At 64.9% G+C, this 16,988-nt stretch carries 16 protein-coding genes; 4 read left to right on the top strand and 12 right to left on the bottom strand.

Annotated elements, in window-relative coordinates:
* Positions 1-66 precede the first annotated feature (66 nt).
* Entirely contained in the window at positions 67-1,299 is a 1,233-nt protein-coding gene (locus IB274_RS22625) for an MFS transporter (protein WP_192434914.1), read from the top strand.
* Positions 1,300-1,343: 44 nt separating this feature from the next.
* On the opposite strand, the gene holA is transcribed toward IB274_RS22625, so the two are convergent.
* The 3 genes from holA to leuS all read right to left on the bottom strand — a co-directional run bounded on the left by holA (position 1,344) and on the right by leuS (position 5,734).
* Complete coding sequence (gene holA, locus IB274_RS22620) at positions 1,344-2,381, bottom strand: DNA polymerase III subunit delta (protein ID WP_192434912.1); 1,038 nt, start codon at positions 2,379-2,381, stop codon at positions 1,344-1,346.
* 36 nt (positions 2,382-2,417) lie between these two features.
* Positions 2,418-3,032, bottom strand: coding sequence for an LPS assembly lipoprotein LptE (gene lptE / locus IB274_RS22615; RefSeq protein WP_192434910.1), 615 nt, complete (start codon positions 3,030-3,032; stop codon positions 2,418-2,420).
* Positions 3,033-3,112: 80 nt separating this feature from the next.
* Positions 3,113-5,734, bottom strand: a complete 2,622-nt coding sequence (gene leuS / locus IB274_RS22610; protein WP_192434908.1) for a leucine--tRNA ligase — start codon at positions 5,732-5,734, stop codon at positions 3,113-3,115.
* 236 nt (positions 5,735-5,970) lie between these two features.
* Between leuS and IB274_RS22605 the strand changes: the two genes are divergently transcribed.
* The gene (locus IB274_RS22605; protein WP_192434906.1) at positions 5,971-6,402 is read left to right on the top strand and encodes a hypothetical protein; all 432 of its coding nucleotides are present in this window, start codon (positions 5,971-5,973) and stop codon (positions 6,400-6,402) included.
* 46 nt (positions 6,403-6,448) lie between these two features.
* Positions 6,449-7,210, top strand: a complete 762-nt coding sequence (locus IB274_RS22600; RefSeq protein ID WP_192434904.1) for a YdcF family protein — start codon at positions 6,449-6,451, stop codon at positions 7,208-7,210.
* Between the two features lie 48 nt (positions 7,211-7,258).
* On the opposite strand, the gene lnt is transcribed toward IB274_RS22600, so the two are convergent.
* From lnt to miaB, 5 genes are all read right to left on the bottom strand, one after another.
* Positions 7,259-8,791 carry an apolipoprotein N-acyltransferase gene (gene lnt / locus IB274_RS22595; protein WP_192434902.1) on the bottom strand — a complete coding sequence of 511 codons (1,533 nt, stop codon included), beginning with the start codon at positions 8,789-8,791 and terminating at the stop codon, positions 7,259-7,261.
* A gap of 207 nt (positions 8,792-8,998) precedes the next feature.
* Entirely contained in the window at positions 8,999-9,838 is an 840-nt protein-coding gene (locus tag IB274_RS22590) for an HlyC/CorC family transporter (protein ID WP_192434900.1), read from the bottom strand.
* Positions 9,839-9,859: 21 nt separating this feature from the next.
* On the bottom strand, positions 9,860-10,321 hold the full coding sequence (ybeY, locus tag IB274_RS22585) for an rRNA maturation RNase YbeY (protein ID WP_192434898.1): 462 nt from the start codon (positions 10,319-10,321) through the stop codon (positions 9,860-9,862).
* Entirely contained in the window at positions 10,314-11,315 is a 1,002-nt protein-coding gene (locus IB274_RS22580; RefSeq protein ID WP_192434896.1) for a PhoH family protein, read from the bottom strand. The genes ybeY and IB274_RS22580 overlap by 8 nt, the downstream gene beginning before the upstream one ends.
* Positions 11,316-11,440: 125 nt before the next feature.
* Positions 11,441-12,778: a tRNA (N6-isopentenyl adenosine(37)-C2)-methylthiotransferase MiaB gene (miaB, locus tag IB274_RS22575; protein ID WP_192434894.1), complete on the bottom strand. Its 1,338-nt coding sequence runs from the start codon at positions 12,776-12,778 to the stop codon at positions 11,441-11,443.
* A gap of 136 nt (positions 12,779-12,914) precedes the next feature.
* Here miaB and IB274_RS22570 point away from each other — a divergent pair, with 136 nt between their 5' ends.
* Positions 12,915-13,247: a DUF1820 family protein gene (locus IB274_RS22570; RefSeq protein ID WP_192434892.1), complete on the top strand. Its 333-nt coding sequence runs from the start codon at positions 12,915-12,917 to the stop codon at positions 13,245-13,247.
* 137 nt (positions 13,248-13,384) lie between these two features.
* Here the strand turns inward: IB274_RS22570 and IB274_RS22565 are convergent, their stop codons facing one another.
* The 4 genes from IB274_RS22565 to IB274_RS22550 all read right to left on the bottom strand — a co-directional run bounded on the left by IB274_RS22565 (position 13,385) and on the right by IB274_RS22550 (position 16,956).
* Complete coding sequence (locus tag IB274_RS22565; protein WP_017521798.1) at positions 13,385-13,927, bottom strand: tetratricopeptide repeat protein; 543 nt, start codon at positions 13,925-13,927, stop codon at positions 13,385-13,387.
* 229 nt (positions 13,928-14,156) lie between these two features.
* The gene (hemL, locus tag IB274_RS22560) at positions 14,157-15,443 is read right to left on the bottom strand and encodes a glutamate-1-semialdehyde 2,1-aminomutase (protein WP_192434890.1); all 1,287 of its coding nucleotides are present in this window, start codon (positions 15,441-15,443) and stop codon (positions 14,157-14,159) included.
* Positions 15,444-15,485: 42 nt separating this feature from the next.
* Positions 15,486-16,115, bottom strand: a complete 630-nt coding sequence (thiE, locus tag IB274_RS22555) for a thiamine phosphate synthase (RefSeq protein ID WP_192434888.1) — start codon at positions 16,113-16,115, stop codon at positions 15,486-15,488.
* Between the two features lie 43 nt (positions 16,116-16,158).
* A complete protein-coding gene (locus tag IB274_RS22550) occupies positions 16,159-16,956 on the bottom strand; it encodes a hydroxymethylpyrimidine/phosphomethylpyrimidine kinase (RefSeq protein ID WP_192434886.1) in 798 nt (265 codons plus the stop codon).
* Between the last annotated feature and the right edge of the window lie 32 nt (positions 16,957-16,988).

Raw genomic sequence — 16,988 nt, 5'->3', positions numbered from 1 at the left:
TTTAGTAGCTGGCTAAGTATCGCTTGGGTGTGCAGGGACCGCGGCGCCCCCGGTTGGAGATATGTCATGCAGCAATGGTCGCCGACCCAGCGCAACGTGGTGATCGCTTCGGTGCTCGCCTGGACGCTGGATGCCTTCGATTTCTTTCTGTTGGTTTTCGTTCTCACCGATATCGCCCAGACCTTCCATGTCGACCTGCCGCAGGTGTCGATGGCGATTCTGCTGACCCTGGCGGTACGCCCCATCGGCGCGCTGCTGTTCGGCCGCGCGGCCGAGCGCTACGGGCGGCGGCTGGTGCTGATGGTCAACATTCTGATCTACTCGCTGCTGGAGCTGGCCTCGGCGTTCTCGCCGAACCTGACGACTTTCCTGATCCTGCGGGTGGTCTATGGCGTGGCGATGGGTGGCATCTGGGGCGTGGCGTCGTCGCTGGCGATGGAGACCATTCCCGAACGTTCGCGGGGTATGGTGTCCGGGCTGTTCCAGGCCGGTTATCCGGCGGGATACCTGATCGCCTCCATCATCTATGGCCTGTTCTTCGAGGTGCTCGGCTGGCGCGGGATGTTCATCGTCGGCTGTCTGCCGGTGGTGCTGGTGGCGTTCATCTGGTTCAAGGTGCCCGAGTCGCCGATCTGGATGGCGGCGCGCGAGCGCAAGGAATCGACGCCGCTGTGGACGGTGCTGCGCAGCCAATGGAAGTTGTGCCTGTATGCGGTGGTGCTGATGGCCTGCTTCAATTTCTTCAGTCATGGCACGCAGGATCTGTATCCGACGTTCCTGAAGGTGCAGCACGGATTCGATACACACACGGTCAGTCTGATCGCAGTGGCCTACAACATAGCGGCGATCCTGGGGGGCATTCTGTTCGGCACCCTGTCCGAGCGCATCGGGCGGAAGAAGGCGATCATCTGCGGCTCGCTGCTGGCGCTACCGGTGCTGCCGCTGTGGGCATTCAGCCATGGCGCGGTGGCGCTGGGCGTTGGCGCCTTCCTGATGCAGTTCATGGTGCAGGGTGCCTGGGGTGTGATTCCGGCCTACCTCAACGAACTGGCTCCGGTGGGCACGCGCGCAGTGCTGCCGGGATTCGTCTACCAACTGGGCAACCTGATCGCCTCGGTGAACGCGCCGCTACAGGCGGAGATCGCCAAGAGCTACAGCTACGGCACGGCGATGGCCATTGTTGCCGGTGTGGTGGCGGTACTCATCTGCGTGCTGATCAGCACCGGTCGGGACACGCGCGGCGTGGCGCTGGACCGGGCCAATGGGCAGGCGCATAGGCCGATGCCGGCGCGCGGGTAAATGGCGAATCAGCGCTGAAGGCCGCGCCTACCAGTGGCCTGGGATCAGGCCGAGGGCAGGCTGATGCGTTGCCCGGCGACCAGCAGGGCGAGGCGGGCGAGGCTGTTCCAGACGTTGCCGGGAGCTTGGCCTTTGATCTGTGCGTCGATCAGTTGGGCGTCCTGAAGCATCTGGTTCCAGCGCTGCGCGGTGTGCCGCTGCAGGGCCTTGCTCATCAGCGGGCGGCGCTTGTCCCAGATGGGCGGGCGGCACTGACTGAAGGCTTTGTCCAGCGGCACGCCCTGGCTGAACTGCTGGGCAAGGCCGGCGAGAACCCGGACTTCCCGAGCCAGGGCCCAGAGGATCACCGGTGGCTCCACGCCTTCGCCACGCAGCCCTTCGAGCATGCGCAGGCAGTGGGCGGCTTCGCCGTTGAGAGCGGCGTCGATCAGGCCGAAGACGTCGAAGCGCGCGCTGTCGGCCACTGCAGCCTGCACGGTGTCGGCGTCGATCTGCTGGCCGTCGGCGAGCAACTTGAGCTTTTCGATTTCCTGGGCGGCGGCCAGCAGATTGCCTTCGACGCGCGCGGCGATCAGGTCGACCGCTTCCTGGCTGGCGGCAAGGCCGGCCTGGGAAAGGCGCTGGCGAATCCACTGCGGCAACTGGTGGACGTCGATGGGCCAGATCTGGATGAACTGGGCTGCATCGCCGTCGATCAGGGCCTTGGCCCATTTGGTCTTCTGCGTGCTGCCGTCGAGCTTGGGCAAGCTGACCAGCAGGACGGTATCTTCCGGCGGGCGCTGCAGGTATTCCTGGAGGATCGCCGCACCCTTGTCGCCGGGCTTGCCGGAGGGTAGGCGCAGCTCGATCAGGCGTTTTTCGGCGAACAGCGAGAGGCTGGCGCCGGCTTCAAGCAGCTGGCCCCAGTCGAAGTTGGCTTCGGCGTTGAACACCTGGCGTTCGCCGAAATCGCGCTGGCGGCAGGCGGTACGGATAGCATCGCAGGCCTCCTGGCAGAGCAACGGCTCGTCGCCGCTGACCACGTAGACGGGCGCGAGGTTGCCTTGCAGGTGCTTGGCGAGTTGTCCGGGATTGAGCTTCATAATGAAAAAGGGGCCGGTTGGCCGGCCCCTTGTCGCTTACTGCGCTTTCGGGAATTCGATCGGCGATTGCTGCGGTTGAGACTTGGCAGCCTCGTCCGCGGCCTTCATCGCATCCGCTTCGGCCTTGGCCTTGGCTTCAGCCTTGGCCTGTAGGTCGTCGAGCTGGGCCGGTGTGATCAGCTGAAGGCGGGTGACCATCTGCTGGACCAGGTCGCGGCGCATTTCGGCACGGATCTGCGTGGCTTCCTGGTCGGAACCGATCAGGTTGTTCTCGTCCTGCACGTAAACCTTGCGTACCTGCACCTGGCTGGCGAGCAGCAGCAGGTTGTTGGTGCCGCGGATTTCGTAGTTCAGGGTGTTGGTCAGCTCGTTTTCCGCACTGCGGGCGGAGCTGGTGTAGCTGACGCTGCGGCTGGTCGTGTTTTCGCTAGCAAGGATCAGGTGGTAGGGCGCGCGGGATACAACCTTCACGCCGCTGCCTTCGAGCACCTGCTTGAGTTCCTGCACGGTTTCGCCATAGGCGTTGCGTGCGCTCAGATCGATCTCCTTGAGCGCAAAATTCGTATCGCCCAGGCCACGCAGTTGAAAACTGCAGGCGCTCAGCACGCCGGCCAGGCCGATCAGCGCGAGGCTGGTCAGGATACGTTTCATCAAGCTTCCCTCACTCCTGTTGATCCGGTATGCCCGTGGCGAAGGTGCCACGGGCGAATGGGTCTTTTCCAGCGTTGCTTTTAATTGGCGACGATATTGACCAGCTTGCCCGGCACCACGATGACCTTGCGGATGGTCAGGCCGTCGGTGAAGCGCAGCACGTTCTCGTTGGCGCGGGCGGCCGCTTCGACTTCTTCGCGGCTGGCGCTGGCGGGCATTTCGATGTGGCCGCGCAGCTTGCCGTTGACCTGTACCACCAGTTGCAGGCTGTCCTGTACCAGGGCGGCTTCGTCGACCTGCGGCCAGCTGGCGTCGATGACGGCGCCGTCCTTGCCCAGCTCCTGCCAGATCACATGGCAGATGTGCGGAGTGATCGGGGCGAGCAGCAGGGTGACGGTTTCCAGGCCTTCCTGCAGCAGGGCGCGATCTGCGGCGGATTCGGCCGGGGCTTTTTCCAGCACGTTCATCAGGGTCATCACGGCGGCAATGGCGGTGTTGAACTTGTGATGCTGGCCCACGTCCTGGCTGGCCTGGCGGATGGCCAGGTGGATGGCGCGGTGAATGGCCTTCTGTGCGTCGTCCAGCGCGGACTTGTCCACGGCGCCGGCAGGGCCTGCGTTGACGTGGGCCTGGGCCAGACGCCAGACGCGGCGCAGGAAGCGGTTGGCGCCTTCAATACCGGAGTCGGACCACTCGCAGCTCATGTCCGGCGGCGAGGCGAACATCATGAACAGGCGGCAGGTGTCGGCACCGTAGGCGTCGATCATGGCCTGCGGATCGACGCCGTTGTTCTTGGACTTGGACATCTTCTCGGTGCCGCCGATTTCTACCGGCAGGCCGTCGGTCTTCAGGCGCGCGTCGATGACCTTGGCCTTGGCGTCACGCTCGACTTCGACGTCAGCGGGGTTGAACCACTCTTTGCCGCCGTTCGCGGCGACGCGGTAGTAGGTCTCGGCGACCACCATGCCCTGGGTCAGCAGGTTCTTGAACGGCTCGTCGGAGTCGATCAGGCCTTCGTCGCGCATCAGTTTGTGGAAGAAGCGCGCGTAGAGCAGGTGGAGGATGGCGTGTTCGATGCCGCCGATGTACTGGTCGACCGGCAGCCAGTAGTTGGCGGCTTTCTTGTCCAGCATGCCGTCTTCGAACTGCGGGCAGGCGTAGCGGGCGAAGTACCAGGACGACTCGACGAAGGTGTCCATGGTGTCGGTTTCGCGCTTGGCCGGCTGGCCGCATTTCGGGCAGCTGCACTCGTAGAACGACGGCAGTTTGGCCAGCGGCGACCCGGCGCCGTCCGGCACCACGTCTTCAGGCAGGACGACCGGCAGCTGGTCGGCCGGGACCGGCACGTCGCCACAGGTGTCGCAATGGATGATCGGGATCGGGCAGCCCCAGTAACGCTGGCGGCTGATGCCCCAGTCGCGCAGGCGGAACTGGGTGCGCTGCTGGCCCAGGCCCTTGGCGGCGAGGTCGGCGCCAATGGCGTCGAACGCGGCCTGGTAGCCGAGACCATCGTACTTGCCGGAGTTGACGGTGATGACGCTCTCGTCCTTCAGGCCGTACCACTCTTTCCAGGTGCCGGATTCAAAGTCGTTGTCGCCTTCAACCTTGGCGATGACCTGGACGATCGGCAGACCGTACTTGTTGGAGAACTCGAAATCGCGCTCGTCGTGACCCGGCACGGCCATCACGGCGCCTTCGCCGTAGGTCATCAGGACGTAGTTGGCGATCCACACCGGCAGCTTGTCGCCGGTCAGCGGGTGCTCGACGAACAGGGAAGTGGCGACGCCCTTCTTCTCCTGGGTGGCGATGTCGGCTTCGGCGACGCCGCCGCGCTTGCACTCGTCGATGAACGCCTGCAGCGACGGATCGCGCTCGGCGGCCAGGGTGGCCAGCGGGTGCTCGGCGGCCACGGCGACGTAGGTGGCACCCATCAGGGTGTCCGGACGGGTGGTGAAGACCTTCAGCTGGCCGGCTTCGCCGATGGAAGCCTGGTCATAGGGGAAGGCGATCTCCATGCCGCGGGACTTGCCGATCCAGTTGCGCTGCATGGTCTTGACCTGTTCCGGCCAGCCCGGCAGGTCGTCGAGGCTGGACAGCAGCTCTTCGGCGTAGGCGGTGATCTTGAAGTAGTACATCGGGATTTCGCGCTTCTCGATCAGCGCGCCCGAACGCCAGCCACGGCCGTCGATGACCTGCTCGTTGGCCAGTACGGTCTGGTCCGCCGGATCCCAGTTCACGGTGCCGTTCTTGCGGTAGATCACGCCCTTCTCGAACAGGCGAGTGAACAGCCACTGTTCCCAGCGGTAGTAGTCCGGCTTGCAGGTGGTGACTTCGCGGGACCAGTCGATCGCCAGGCCCAGGCTGTTGAGCTGGGACTTCATGTAGGCGATGTTGTCGTAGGTCCAGGCGGCCGGGGCGACGTTGTTCTTCATCGCGGCATTTTCCGCCGGCATGCCGAACGCGTCCCAGCCCATCGGTTGCAGGACGTTCTTGCCCTGCATGCGGTGGTAGCGGCTGATCACGTCACCGATGGTGTAGTTGCGCACGTGCCCCATGTGTAGCTTGCCGCTCGGATACGGGAACATCGACAGGCAGTAGAACTTCTCCTTGCCGGCGACTTCGTCGACGCGGAAGGAGTTGTGTTCGTTCCAGAAGTTCTGGGCCTGGGATTCGATCTCGAGAGGCTGATATTGCTCGTGCATGGCGCGATTTGAACCTGTACGGAAAAGAATTGTGCAGCCAGGAAGGTCGAGTGGTCCTTTCGCTGAACCGACCCCTGAGGAGACACGGGCCGGGCGGCTACAGAAAGCCTCGTAGCATACATGACCCCCACCCGAGCCGGTAGCCCGCGCCGTTTGTCGCGCGCTCGGTGTGGCACGGGGTGGGCCGCTAAGCTTTGCCTGAGGGCGGGAGGTTTCCGCCTGTCTTGAGGTGACTGATGGCTGAGCTGCATCGCGCAAGTGCTTCGGGTTCCGGTCTGTATGAACGGTTGTTGCAACGGCTCGCGCTGGCCTTGGATGAGGCGAATACCGCTGAGCGACTACGTGACGAATGCCCCGTGGAACTGGAGTTGCGCGGTTTGAGCAGTGCCGAGATGGAGTTGATCAGGGCTTATCTGGACCAGGATGTGAACTGGCTGCGCGGTTGGCATGCGGCGGCGGAGGAGCTCGCCATGCTGGAGCGAGCCCCGGCCCGCGTGCCGCGCCACGTGCGTCAACCGACGCCGCCCAGCCGCCCGCGCCTGGTGCCGCGCCCGCAGCAATTGCAGTGCGCGCTGTGTGGCTCGCCGGTGGCCTGGAGCCGCCATCAGGGTGTGTTGCCTTGCACGTCCTGTGGCTCGCAGCTGTTTCGAAACGCGAAGGCACGCTGACATTTCCCCGATCCGTTAGGCTTGGCGCCTCGACAAGGAGTCGCCAATGCCTATCCGCTTCATCCTCAAACAGATTTTCATGCCGCCGGGATTGCTGCTGCTATTGCTCCTCCTGGGCTTCGTGCTGCGCCGGCGCTATCCGCGCTTGTCGGTGTTCTGCTTCTTTTCCGGTTTCCTTGGCCTGTTGGTGATGAGCCTGCCGGTGACGGTGGAGTGGGGCGCGCGCCAACTGGAGCAGCAGGATGCACTGAAGCAGACGGAGTGGGCGGGGCTCGCGCAGCGCGCCGACGCCATCGTCGTGCTCGGTGCTGGTCGGGTGCGCGGAGATCGCGCCTGGGACGAGGATCAGCCCGGCCTGATGGCCCGCGAGCGCATTCGCTACGCGGCGCGCCTGGCCAGGGCCAGTGGGCTGCCGGTGCTGACTTCCGGTGGCCTGCACTACGGCACGCCGCCCTCCGAGGCGCGGATCATGGCGCAGAGCCTGCTGGACGATTACGGCGTGCCGGTGCGCTGGGAGGAGGGAAGCAGCCGCACGACCTGGGAGAATGCACGGTTCAGCGCCGACATGCTGCGCGAGGCGGGGATCAAGCGGGTGGTGCTGGTCACCAGCGCCATCCATATGCCGCGCTCGATCTGGAGCTTTGAGAAGGCAGGGTTGGAAGTAGTGCCAGCGCCCTCGGGCTATATCGGCACGGATGACGTAGTGCCGATGGGCGGCTGGCTGCCGGAAGGGCGAGCAATCTGGCAGAGCGGGCAATTGCTCAATGAGGCAATCGGGCTGGTCGGCTATCGGTTGTTCTACCGCTAGCCTCCGCCATGAAAAAGGGCCTCGCAATGAGGCCCTTCTTCGTTGGAATCAGCCGAACAGTCGGCGTTCTTCCGGGTGCGTACGGCGGCGTACCAGCGCCCACACCAGCAGTACGGCGCTGAGGATCGCCAGCGGCCAGACGCGCCACTTCAGGTACGGGGTCAGGCCCTGCATCGGCACAACTTCGCCGCGCAGCACGCCTTGCTGGAACTGCGGAATCTGTACCGCCAGCTTGCCGAACGGGTCGATGAGCGCGGTGACGCCGTTGTTGGTGCCGCGCACCATCCAGCGGCCGGCTTCCAGGGCGCGCATCTGCGCCATCTGCAGGTGTTGCAGTGGGCCGATGGAGGTGCCGAACCAGGCGTCGTTGCTGATGGTCAGCAGCAGTTGGCTTTGCGCCGCCAGTTCGGCGGCGAACTCCGGATAGACCACTTCGTAGCAGATGTACGGCGCCACGGCGTAACCCTTGGCCTTGAGCAGCGGCTGGTCGGCCGGGCCGCGGGCGAAGTCGGACATGGGCAGGTCGAAGAAGGCGATCAGGCCGCGCAGCAGGTCCTGCAGCGGGACGTATTCCCCGAAGGGCACCAGCTTCTGCTTGAGGTAGTTGCCGCTGCCTTCGCCGACCACGGTGATGCCGTTGTAGTAGCGAATGCCCTCGGTGGTCTTCTCGCGCACCGGTACGCCGGTGATGAGGGCCGCCTTCTTGGTGGTGGCGACGCCGTTGATCATCTCCAGGTAGCCGGTGGCCTGGTCCTTGAGCACCGGCACGGCGGTTTCCGGCCAGACGATCAGGTCGACGTCGTTCTGCTCGGCGGTCAGGTCGCGGTACAGCTCCAACTGGTGGGTAATGGCCTTCGGGTCCCACTTCATCTCCTGGGCGATGTTGCCCTGCAGCGCGGCGACCTTCAGCGGTGCGCCGGCCGGAGTGGTCCAGGCGTGGCCCTTGTAGCCCAGGCCGACGGCCCAGGGCGCGATCAGCAGGATCAGGCCGGTGGCCAGCCGCGCGGGGCGGCGGCTCAAGGCCGGGAGGTTGATGATCAGCGCGCCGCTCAGGGCGATGGCGAAGGACACCAGCCAGACGCCGCCCAGCGGAGCGAGGCCGGCCAGCGGGCCTTCCAGCTGGCTGTAGCCGGCGTAAAGCCAGGGGAAACCGGTGAGGAACCAGCTGCGGAACAGTTCCAGCACCACCCACAGCGCGGCGAAGGCCAGCGCGTCGCTGACCGGCGCATTGTTGCGACGAAAGAACTTCGCCCAGGCCCAGGCAGGCAGGGCGAAGAAGAACGCCACGCCGGCGCTGAATCCGCCGACCAGGAAGCCGGCCAGTGGCCCGGACGCGCCGCCGAAGTTGTGGATGCTGAAGTAGATCCAGCTGGTGCCGGCGATGAAGGCGCCGAAGCCATACCACCAGCCGCGCCAGAGCGCCGAGCCCGCGGGCGTGCCGCGCAGATCGAGGTAGAACAGGGCCAGCGAGAGCACCGCCAGAGGCCAGTAGCCGAATGGGGCCAGGGTCAGCGGCGTGAGCGCGCCAGCGGCCAGGGCGAGCAGGTGGCCTGGCAGGCCGGGGCGGGTGATCCAGCGCATCGGAAATCCTTGTTGCGGTTAAGCGATGCGCAAGAGTAATGGAGAGACGAACGGTAGGCTATGGGGATGAAAGCCAAAAGCCATGAGCTGACTGCGGCGGGATGTTGCAGGAAAGGTCGGGGTTGATTGTAGGAGCGAGCTTGCTCGCGAACGGCCGCCGCAGCGGAGTTCGTTCGCGAGCAAGCTCGCTCCTACAGGTATCTACCTTTAGTCCTGCAGCGGGGTGAGGCGCAGCAGGTGCAGCCGGCGGCTGTCCGCGTTGAGCACGCGGAAGCGGAAACCACCCAGTTCGGTGGTTTCGTTGCGCTTGGGCAGGTGGCCGAAGGCGCTCATCACCACGCCGCCGACGGTGTCGAATTCCTCTTCGGAAAATTCTGCGCCGAAGAAGTCGTTGAAGGCGTCCACCGGGGTCAGCGCCTTGACGATGAAGTCACCGCTGGGCAGCGGCTTGATGTAGCTGTCTTCCTCGACGTCGTGCTCATCCTCGATGTCGCCGACGATCTGCTCCAGCACGTCCTCAATGGTCACCAGCCCTGCCACACCGCCGTATTCGTCGATGACGATGGCCATGTGGTTGCGGTTGGCGCGGAACTCGCGCAGCAGGACGTTCAGGCGCTTGGACTCGGGCACGAAGGTGGCCGGGCGCAGCAGGTCCTTGATGTTGAAGGCGTGGTTCTGGTCGTGAAGGATCAGCGGCAGCAGATCCTTGGCCAGCAGGACGCCCATGATGTCGTCCAGGCTCTCGCCGATCACCGGGTAGCGCGAGTGCGCCGCTTCGATGATGGCGGGGAGGAAGTCGGCGGGCTTCTGTGTCGACTTGATGGAGGTCATCTGCGAACGCGGGATCATGATGTCGCGGACCTGGAGGTCCGCCACCTGGATCGCGCCTTCGACGATCGACAACGCTTCGCTGTCGAGCAGCTTGTTGGCGTGGGCTTCGCGCAGCAGCTCAAGCAGCTCCTGGCGGTTTCTCGGCTCATGGGCAAAAGCCTGGGTGATCTTGTCCAACCACGACTTGTGCCCATTGCTCGATCGGTCTTCGCTCATCTTTTCCTTGCTCGGTGGCTTTTATTCTTCATCGGCCGCGTATGGGTCCGGGTGACCCAGTTCGGCCAGCAATTCCCGTTCCAGGCCTTCCATCTCCTCGGCTTCTTCGTCTTCGATGTGATCGTAGCCGAGCAGGTGGAGGCAGCCATGGATGACGAGGTGGGCCCAGTGGGCCTCGGCGGACTTGCCCTGTTCGGCGGCCTCGCGGGTGACTACTGGGGCGCAGATCACCAGGTCGCCGAGCAGCGGGATGTCCAGCAACTCGTCGGGGACGTCGGCGGGGAAGGACAGTACGTTGGTGGCGTAGTCCTTGTGTCGCCAGGTCTTGTTCAGTTCGCGTCCTTCGGTTTCGTCCACCAGGCGGATGGTGAGTTCCGAATCATTCTGGCGCTGGCGCAAGGCCAGTTCGCACCATTGACGGAACTGCGCTTCGCTCGGCAGGCCGGCCGCTTTGGAAGCGACCTGCAGGTCCAGTTCAAGCATGCTTGTTGCCCTGGCCTTCCACGCCGGTCAGGCGGTTCTCGTAGGCGTCGTAGGCATCGACGATGCGCTGCACCAGCGGGTGGCGCACCACGTCCTTGGACTTGAAGTGGGTGAAGCTGATGCCGGGGACGTCGCGCAGCACTTCCATCACGTGCTTCAGGCCCGAGCGCGTGCCCTTGGGCAGGTCGACCTGGGTGACGTCGCCGGTGATCACCGCGGTGGAGCCGAAGCCGATCCGGGTGAGGAACATCTTCATCTGTTCCATCGTGGTGTTCTGGCTTTCGTCGAGAATGATGAAGCTGTTGCTCAGCGTGCGGCCGCGCATGTAGGCCAGCGGCGCGACTTCGATCACCTGGCGCTCGATCAGCTTGGCCACGGTTTCGAAGCCGAGCATCTCGTAGAGCGCGTCGTACAGAGGGCGCAGGTATGGGTCGATCTTCTGCGACAGGTCGCCGGGCAGGAAGCCGAGCTTCTCGCCGGCTTCGACCGCCGGGCGCACCAGCAGGATGCGGCGGATCTGCTCGCGCTCCAGGGCGTCCACGGCGCAGGCTACGGCGAGGTAAGTCTTGCCGGTGCCGGCCGGGCCGATGCCGAAGTTGATGTCGTGGTCGAGGATCGCCTTGACGTAGCGCTGCTGGTTCGCGCCGCGCGGGCGGATGTGCGCTTGCCGAGTCTTGAGCGTGACCAGCGGAGCGGCGGGCTCGACGGAGAGCTCTTCCAGACCGGATTCCTGCAGGAACAGGTGGACCATGTCCGGCGTCAGCTCGGTGCCATTCTGCACTTCGCGATAGAGGCGCTGCAGGAGGTTTTCGGCCGCTTGGGTGCGCTCGGGGGCACCGACCAGTTCGAACTGGTTGCCGCGGTTGCGGATCTCGATGCCGAGGCGCTTCTCGATCTGGTGCAGGTGTTCGTCGAACTGGCCGCACAGGTTGGCGAAGCTGCGGGCCTCGAAGGGCTCGAGCATGAAACGATGAATATCCAGGGGGGCGTTCAAGGTGTTGTCTAAGTCGCCGTGCTTCAAAGGGAGATGGTCGAAGAATAACCCCGTGCGACCGAGTACGAAAGTTCAGTCGCCAATGGGGTGGTCAACGGTCGGTTGCCAGTGACGTGCTTCAACTGTCAGTGACGTGCTTCCACCAGGGTTGCGCGTAGAGAGTTGGGCAGTGCCTCGTAGATTTCAACGTCGACGAACTGGCCGATCAGGCGCGGATTGTCGCAGCGGAAGTTGACCACGCGGTTGTTCTCGGTGCGGCCCTGCAGCTGGCCCGGATCGCGCTTGGCGTAGTCGGTGACGAGGATGCGCTGGATGGTGCCGACCATCCGCCTGCTGATTTCGAAGCCCTGGTGGTTGAGGCGGCTGTTGAGCGTCAGCAGGCGCTGCTTCTTCACCTCGTCCGGGGTGTCGTCGACCAGGTCGGCGGCCGGGGTGCCCGGGCGCGAGCTGTAGATGAAGGAGAAGGAATAATCGAATCCGACGTCCTCCACCAGCTTCAGGGTCTGCTCGAAGTCTTTCTCGGTCTCGCCGGGGAATCCGATGATGAAGTCCGAGCTGATGCAGATGTCCGGCACTGCCGCCTTCAGCTTGCGGATACGCGACTTGAATTCCAGCGCGGTGTGGTTGCGCTTCATCGCCGCGAGTATGCGGTCGGAGCCGGCCTGCACCGGCAGGTGAACGAACTTCACCAGCTGCGGGACTTCGGCATGGGCGGCGATCAGCGAGTCGGAGAATTCCAGCGGGTGCGAGGTGGTGTAGCGGATGCGCTCGATGCCATCGACCTCGGCGACCACGCGGATCAGCTCGGCGAAGTCGGCTATGCGTCCGTCATGGGTCGGGCCGCGGTAGCCGTTGACGTTCTGGCCCAGCAGGGTGACTTCCTTCACGCCGTTCTCGGCCAGGTGGATCACCTCGGCCAGCACGTCGTCGAATGGGCGGCTGACTTCCTCGCCGCGGGTGTAGGGCACCACGCAGAAGGTGCAGTACTTGCTGCAGCCTTCCATCACCGAGACGAAGGCGGTAGGACCGTCGACGCGGGGCTCGGGCAGGCGGTCGAACTTCTCGATTTCCGGGAAGGACACGTCCACCTGCGGTTTGCGGGTGGTGCGGGCGGCGTCGATCATTTCAGGCAGGCGGTGCAAAGTCTGCGGACCGAACACCACGTCGACGTACGGCGCGCGCTCGCGGATCGCCGCGCCTTCCTGGCTGGCCACGCAGCCACCGACTCCGATCACCAGGTCGGGGTTCTGCTGCTTGAGGGTGCGCCAGGCGCCCAGCTCGGAGAACACCTTCTCCTGGGCCTTCTCGCGGATCGAGCAGGTATTGAGCAGGATGACGTCGGCTTCTTCGGCCTTTTCGGTGATTTCCAGGGCCTGGTGTTCACCCAGCAGGTCGGCCATGCGCGAGCTGTCGTACTCGTTCATCTGGCAACCGTGGGTCTGGATGAAAAGCTTCTTGGCCATGGAACCTGTCTTGTTCTGGTTAAAAAATGACCGCGTATTATAAGCCCCGGGGCGGACATCTACCAGCGGCGGGCTTGAGGGGCGGCTGTCTGTGCTATGCTGCGTGCCCTTTTTGCAAAGCTGTCATCCTTCGTTCATGAGCAAACGCGAGAACCCGATCTACAAGGTGGTCTTCCTCAACCAGGGCCAGGTGTACGAGATGTACGCCAAGCAGATCTACCAGAGCGATCTGTGGGGCTTCCTGGAGATCGAGGAGTTCGTCTTCGGCGAGCGCACCCAGGTGGTGGTGGACCCCAGCGAGGAGAAGCTCAAGGCGCAATTCGATGGCGTCATCCGCAGCTTCGTGCCGCTGCACTCGATCATCCGCATCGACGAAGTGGAGCGCCTGGGCACCGCGAAGATCAGCGACGCCAAGCCCAGCGGCAACGTGATGCCGTTCCCCATGCCGATGCCGAGCAAGGACAACTGACGTTCTTCGTAGGAGCAAGCTTGCTCGCGAACCGTCCGGCAATAGGTGAATAACCTGGGACAAGCTAGTCGCCGGTTGCATGCGTGGCGGATAACGCTGGTGCGTTATGCGCCCTACGATGGCTGAGCGTGCGTGAATCAGGGCAGCGGCGAGAACGGCGAGTTGCCGGCAGTCTGCAGTTCGATCAGGTAGTTGCGGAAGATCTGCCCGAGCACCTTGGTGGCGATGTCCAGTTCGTCCTTGTTCATCTGCTCGGCGACCAGGTCGGCGCTGTCCATGGCGTCTTCGGCGCCGTTGACCGCGGCCATCTTCAGCACGATGTAGGCCTGCACGTTGTTGGCCTTCACACCTTCGCCACGGAAGAACATGGTGCCCAGTCGCAGCTGTGCATCGGCGTGGCCTTGCAGCGAAGCCTTCTCGTACCAGTGCAGGGCGGCCTGGAAGTCGCGCGGGGCGCGTTCGCCGGTGTAGAAGAATTCCCCCAGTTCGAACTGTGCCTGTGCATCGCCGGCGTTGGCAGCCTGTTGGCAGCTGGCCAGGGCCTGTTGCAGCTGTTCGGGCACGGTGTTCAGGGTGCAGCGTCCGGTGGCTGGAATCAGCAGCGAGTTGCCGCCCGCCTGAGTGAACAGGGGCAGTGCGAGCAACAGGCAACCCAGCAGGGTGCGACCGGAACGGTACATGGGGAGAAACGGCCTCCAGGATCGGGGCGGGTAAAACCCGGCCAGCGAAATGCGCCAGCCTTCACATTATGAAATAAGCAGGCGCTTCCTTACAAAGTCTTTACCTTCTTTTCTGTTTTTTTGCTGGAAACGGCTGCAATGGCGGGATGAGTGTAACGCGGATATAAAGCCCCGAAAGCAGCGGGGCAGAGCGGAAGGCGCCAGGACGGGCGCCTTCGCGTGGGGCGGCTTACTTGAGGGCGGCGAATGCGCGCTCGGCGGCGTCCAGGGTCAGTTTCAGTTCGGTTTCGCCGTGGGCGATGGAGGTGAAGCCGGCCTCGAAGGCGCTCGGAGCCAGGTAGATGCCGGCGTCCAGCATCAGGTGGAAGAAGCGCTTGAAGCGTTCCGCATCGCTGGTCATCACGTCGTCGAAGGTGATGATGTCATCGGCGCCGGTGAAGTACAGGCCGAACATCGCGGCGCCCGCCTGGGTGGTCACGAAGGGAATCCCGGCGGCGTCGGCGCGCTCCTGCAGGCCTTGCAGCATGCGGGTGGTGTAGACGGTCAGTTCGTCGTGGAAGCCCGGGCGGCTGATCAGGCGCAGGGTGGTCAGGCCGGCGGCCATGGCCAGCGGGTTGCCCGACAGGGTGCCGGCCTGGTAGACCGGGCCGAGCGGGGAAATCTGTTCCATGATCTCGCGCTTGCCACCAAAGGCGCCCACCGGCATGCCGCCGCCGATGATCTTGCCGAAGGTCGACAGGTCCGGAGTGATGCCGTAGTGCGCCTGGGCGCCGCCCAGGGCGACGCGGAAGCCGGTCATCACTTCGTCGAAGATCAGCACCACGCCGTGCTGGTCGCACAGGCGGCGCAGGCCTTCGAGGAAGCCCGGGGCCGGCGGTACGCAGTTCATGTTGCCGGCGACCGGCTCGACGATGATGCACGCCACTTCCTTGCCGACCTCGGCCAGGGTCTTCTCCACCGCGGCGATGTCGTTGAAGGGCAGGGTCAGGGTGTGCTTGGCGAAGGCGGCCGGCACGCCCGGGGAGTTCGGTACGCCGAAGGTCAGGGCGCCGGAGCCGGCTTTCACCAGCAGGCTGTCGGAGTGGCCGTGGTAGCAGCCTTCGAACTTGATGATGCTGTCGCGGCCGGTGTAGCCACGGGCCAGGCGGATCGCGCTCATGGTGGCTTCGGTGCCGGAGCTGACCATGCGCACCATGTCCATGGACGGCACCAGGGAGCAGACCAGGTCGGCCATTTCCACTTCCAGCGCGGTCGGCGCGCCGTAGGACAGGCCGTGGTCGAGCTGCTTGCGCACCGCGTCGAGCACGTCCGGGTGGCTGTGGCCGAGGATCATCGGGCCCCAGGAGCCGACGTAGTCGACGTAGCGCTTGTCATCCTCGTCCACTACGTAGGCGCCTTCCGCATGCTTGAAGAACAGCGGGGTGCCGCCGACGCTCTTGAACGCGCGCACCGGCGAGTTGACGCCACCGGGGATGTGTTTCTGGGCATTGGCGAAAAGCGTTTCGGAACGGGACATGGTGTACCTCGCGAAGCTGTGAAGGGCCGGGCGCGTGGGCGCTCAGCGGGTTTCGAAGAGTTGACTGAAGGCGCGCGCGCGCTGTTCGACCTCGGCCGGGGTGTCGGCGGCGAACAGGGCGTGGATCACGGCGATCATGTCGGCGCCCCGGGCGATCAGCTCGGGCGCGTTGTCCAGGGTTACGCCGCCGATGGCCACCAGCGGTACGTTGAAGCGGGCCTTGGCCTGCTCCAGCAGCTCGACGCTGGCGGCGGAGGCGCCGGGTTTGGTCTGGGAGGCGAAGAAGCGGCCGAAGGCGACATAGCTGGCGCCCTCGGCGATGGCTTTTTCGGCCAGCTCGAGGCTGGCGTGGCAGGTACCGCCGATGATCGCCTGGCGACCGAGCAGGGCGCGGGCGGCGGCCAGAGAGCCGTCGGTCTGCCCCAGGTGCACGCTGACGCCCAGGCGCGCGGCCAGTTCGGCGTCGTCGTTGATCAGCAGGGTGGCGCCGTAGCGGGCACACAGCTCGCGCAGGGCCTCGGCTTCGCGCAGGCGGCGCGAGGCGTCGTCGGACTTGTCGCGGTACTGCAGCAGTTTGGCGCCGCCTTTCAGGGCGGCTTCGACGTAGGGCAGCAGGCGGCCGCCGTCGAGCAGCTGGCTGTCGGTGATGGCGTAGAGTCCGCGCAGTTTCATCACAACCTCGATCCGGGTGCCCGCTGCCGCGGGCACTGACACATTAAGAGCAGAAGTCCAGCGGCAGGCGGCGCGGCACGTACTGGCCGTGGCCGGGCGCTTCCGCATCGCGCAGGGTGCGCCAGGTGTAGTCCAGGGCGCTGCGCACCGCGCTCACCAGTTCCTCGCCCAGGGCCAGGCGGCCGGCGAGGGTGCTTGCCAGGGTGCAGCCCGAGCCGTGGTAGCTGCCGGGCAGGCGCTGGCAGGTGAAGGTGTGGCGCTGGCCGTCACGGGTATAGAGGCGATTGTGCACCTCGGACTCGTCACCATGGCCGCCGGTGATCAGCAGGGTCTGGATATAAGGCAGCAGCTTGTCGGCGCACTCGTCGGCGGTGCCTTCGGGCAGTTCGGCGAGGATGCGCGCCTCGGGCAGATTCGGTGTGGCGACGGCGGCGATCGGCAGCAGGCGCTCACGCATGGCGTAGCCGACGTCGTCCTTGCCCAGCGAGCCACCGCCACCGGCGCGCAGCACCGGGTCGCAGACCAGCGGGATGCCCGGCAGCGACTGCATGATTTCGACGACGGTGTCGACCATCTGCACCGAACCGAGCATGCCCAGCTTCACCGCAGCCACCGGCAGGTCGGCGATCACGGCGTTGGCCTGGGCCAGCACCCACTCGCGATCGAGCACGCGGAAGTCGGAAACGTTGACGGTATCCTGAACGGTCAGCGCGGTGACGGTGGGCGCCGCGTGGCAGCCTTGGGCGATCAGGGCTTCGATATCGGCCTGCAGGCCGGCACCGCCACTGGGATCGTGGCCGGACAGGCAGAGCACTACGGGACGGGAGGCAGGTGTTTTCATGGCGCGGGAGCTTATCACCAAAATGCCGTGCT

This window comes from Pseudomonas sp. PDM18 (assembly GCF_014852585.1).
In the GTDB taxonomy this organism is placed as follows: Bacteria; Pseudomonadota; Gammaproteobacteria; order Pseudomonadales; family Pseudomonadaceae; genus Pseudomonas.
Note: the sequence above shows the minus strand (reverse complement) of the source record. Positions and strands in the feature narration are given on the sequence as shown.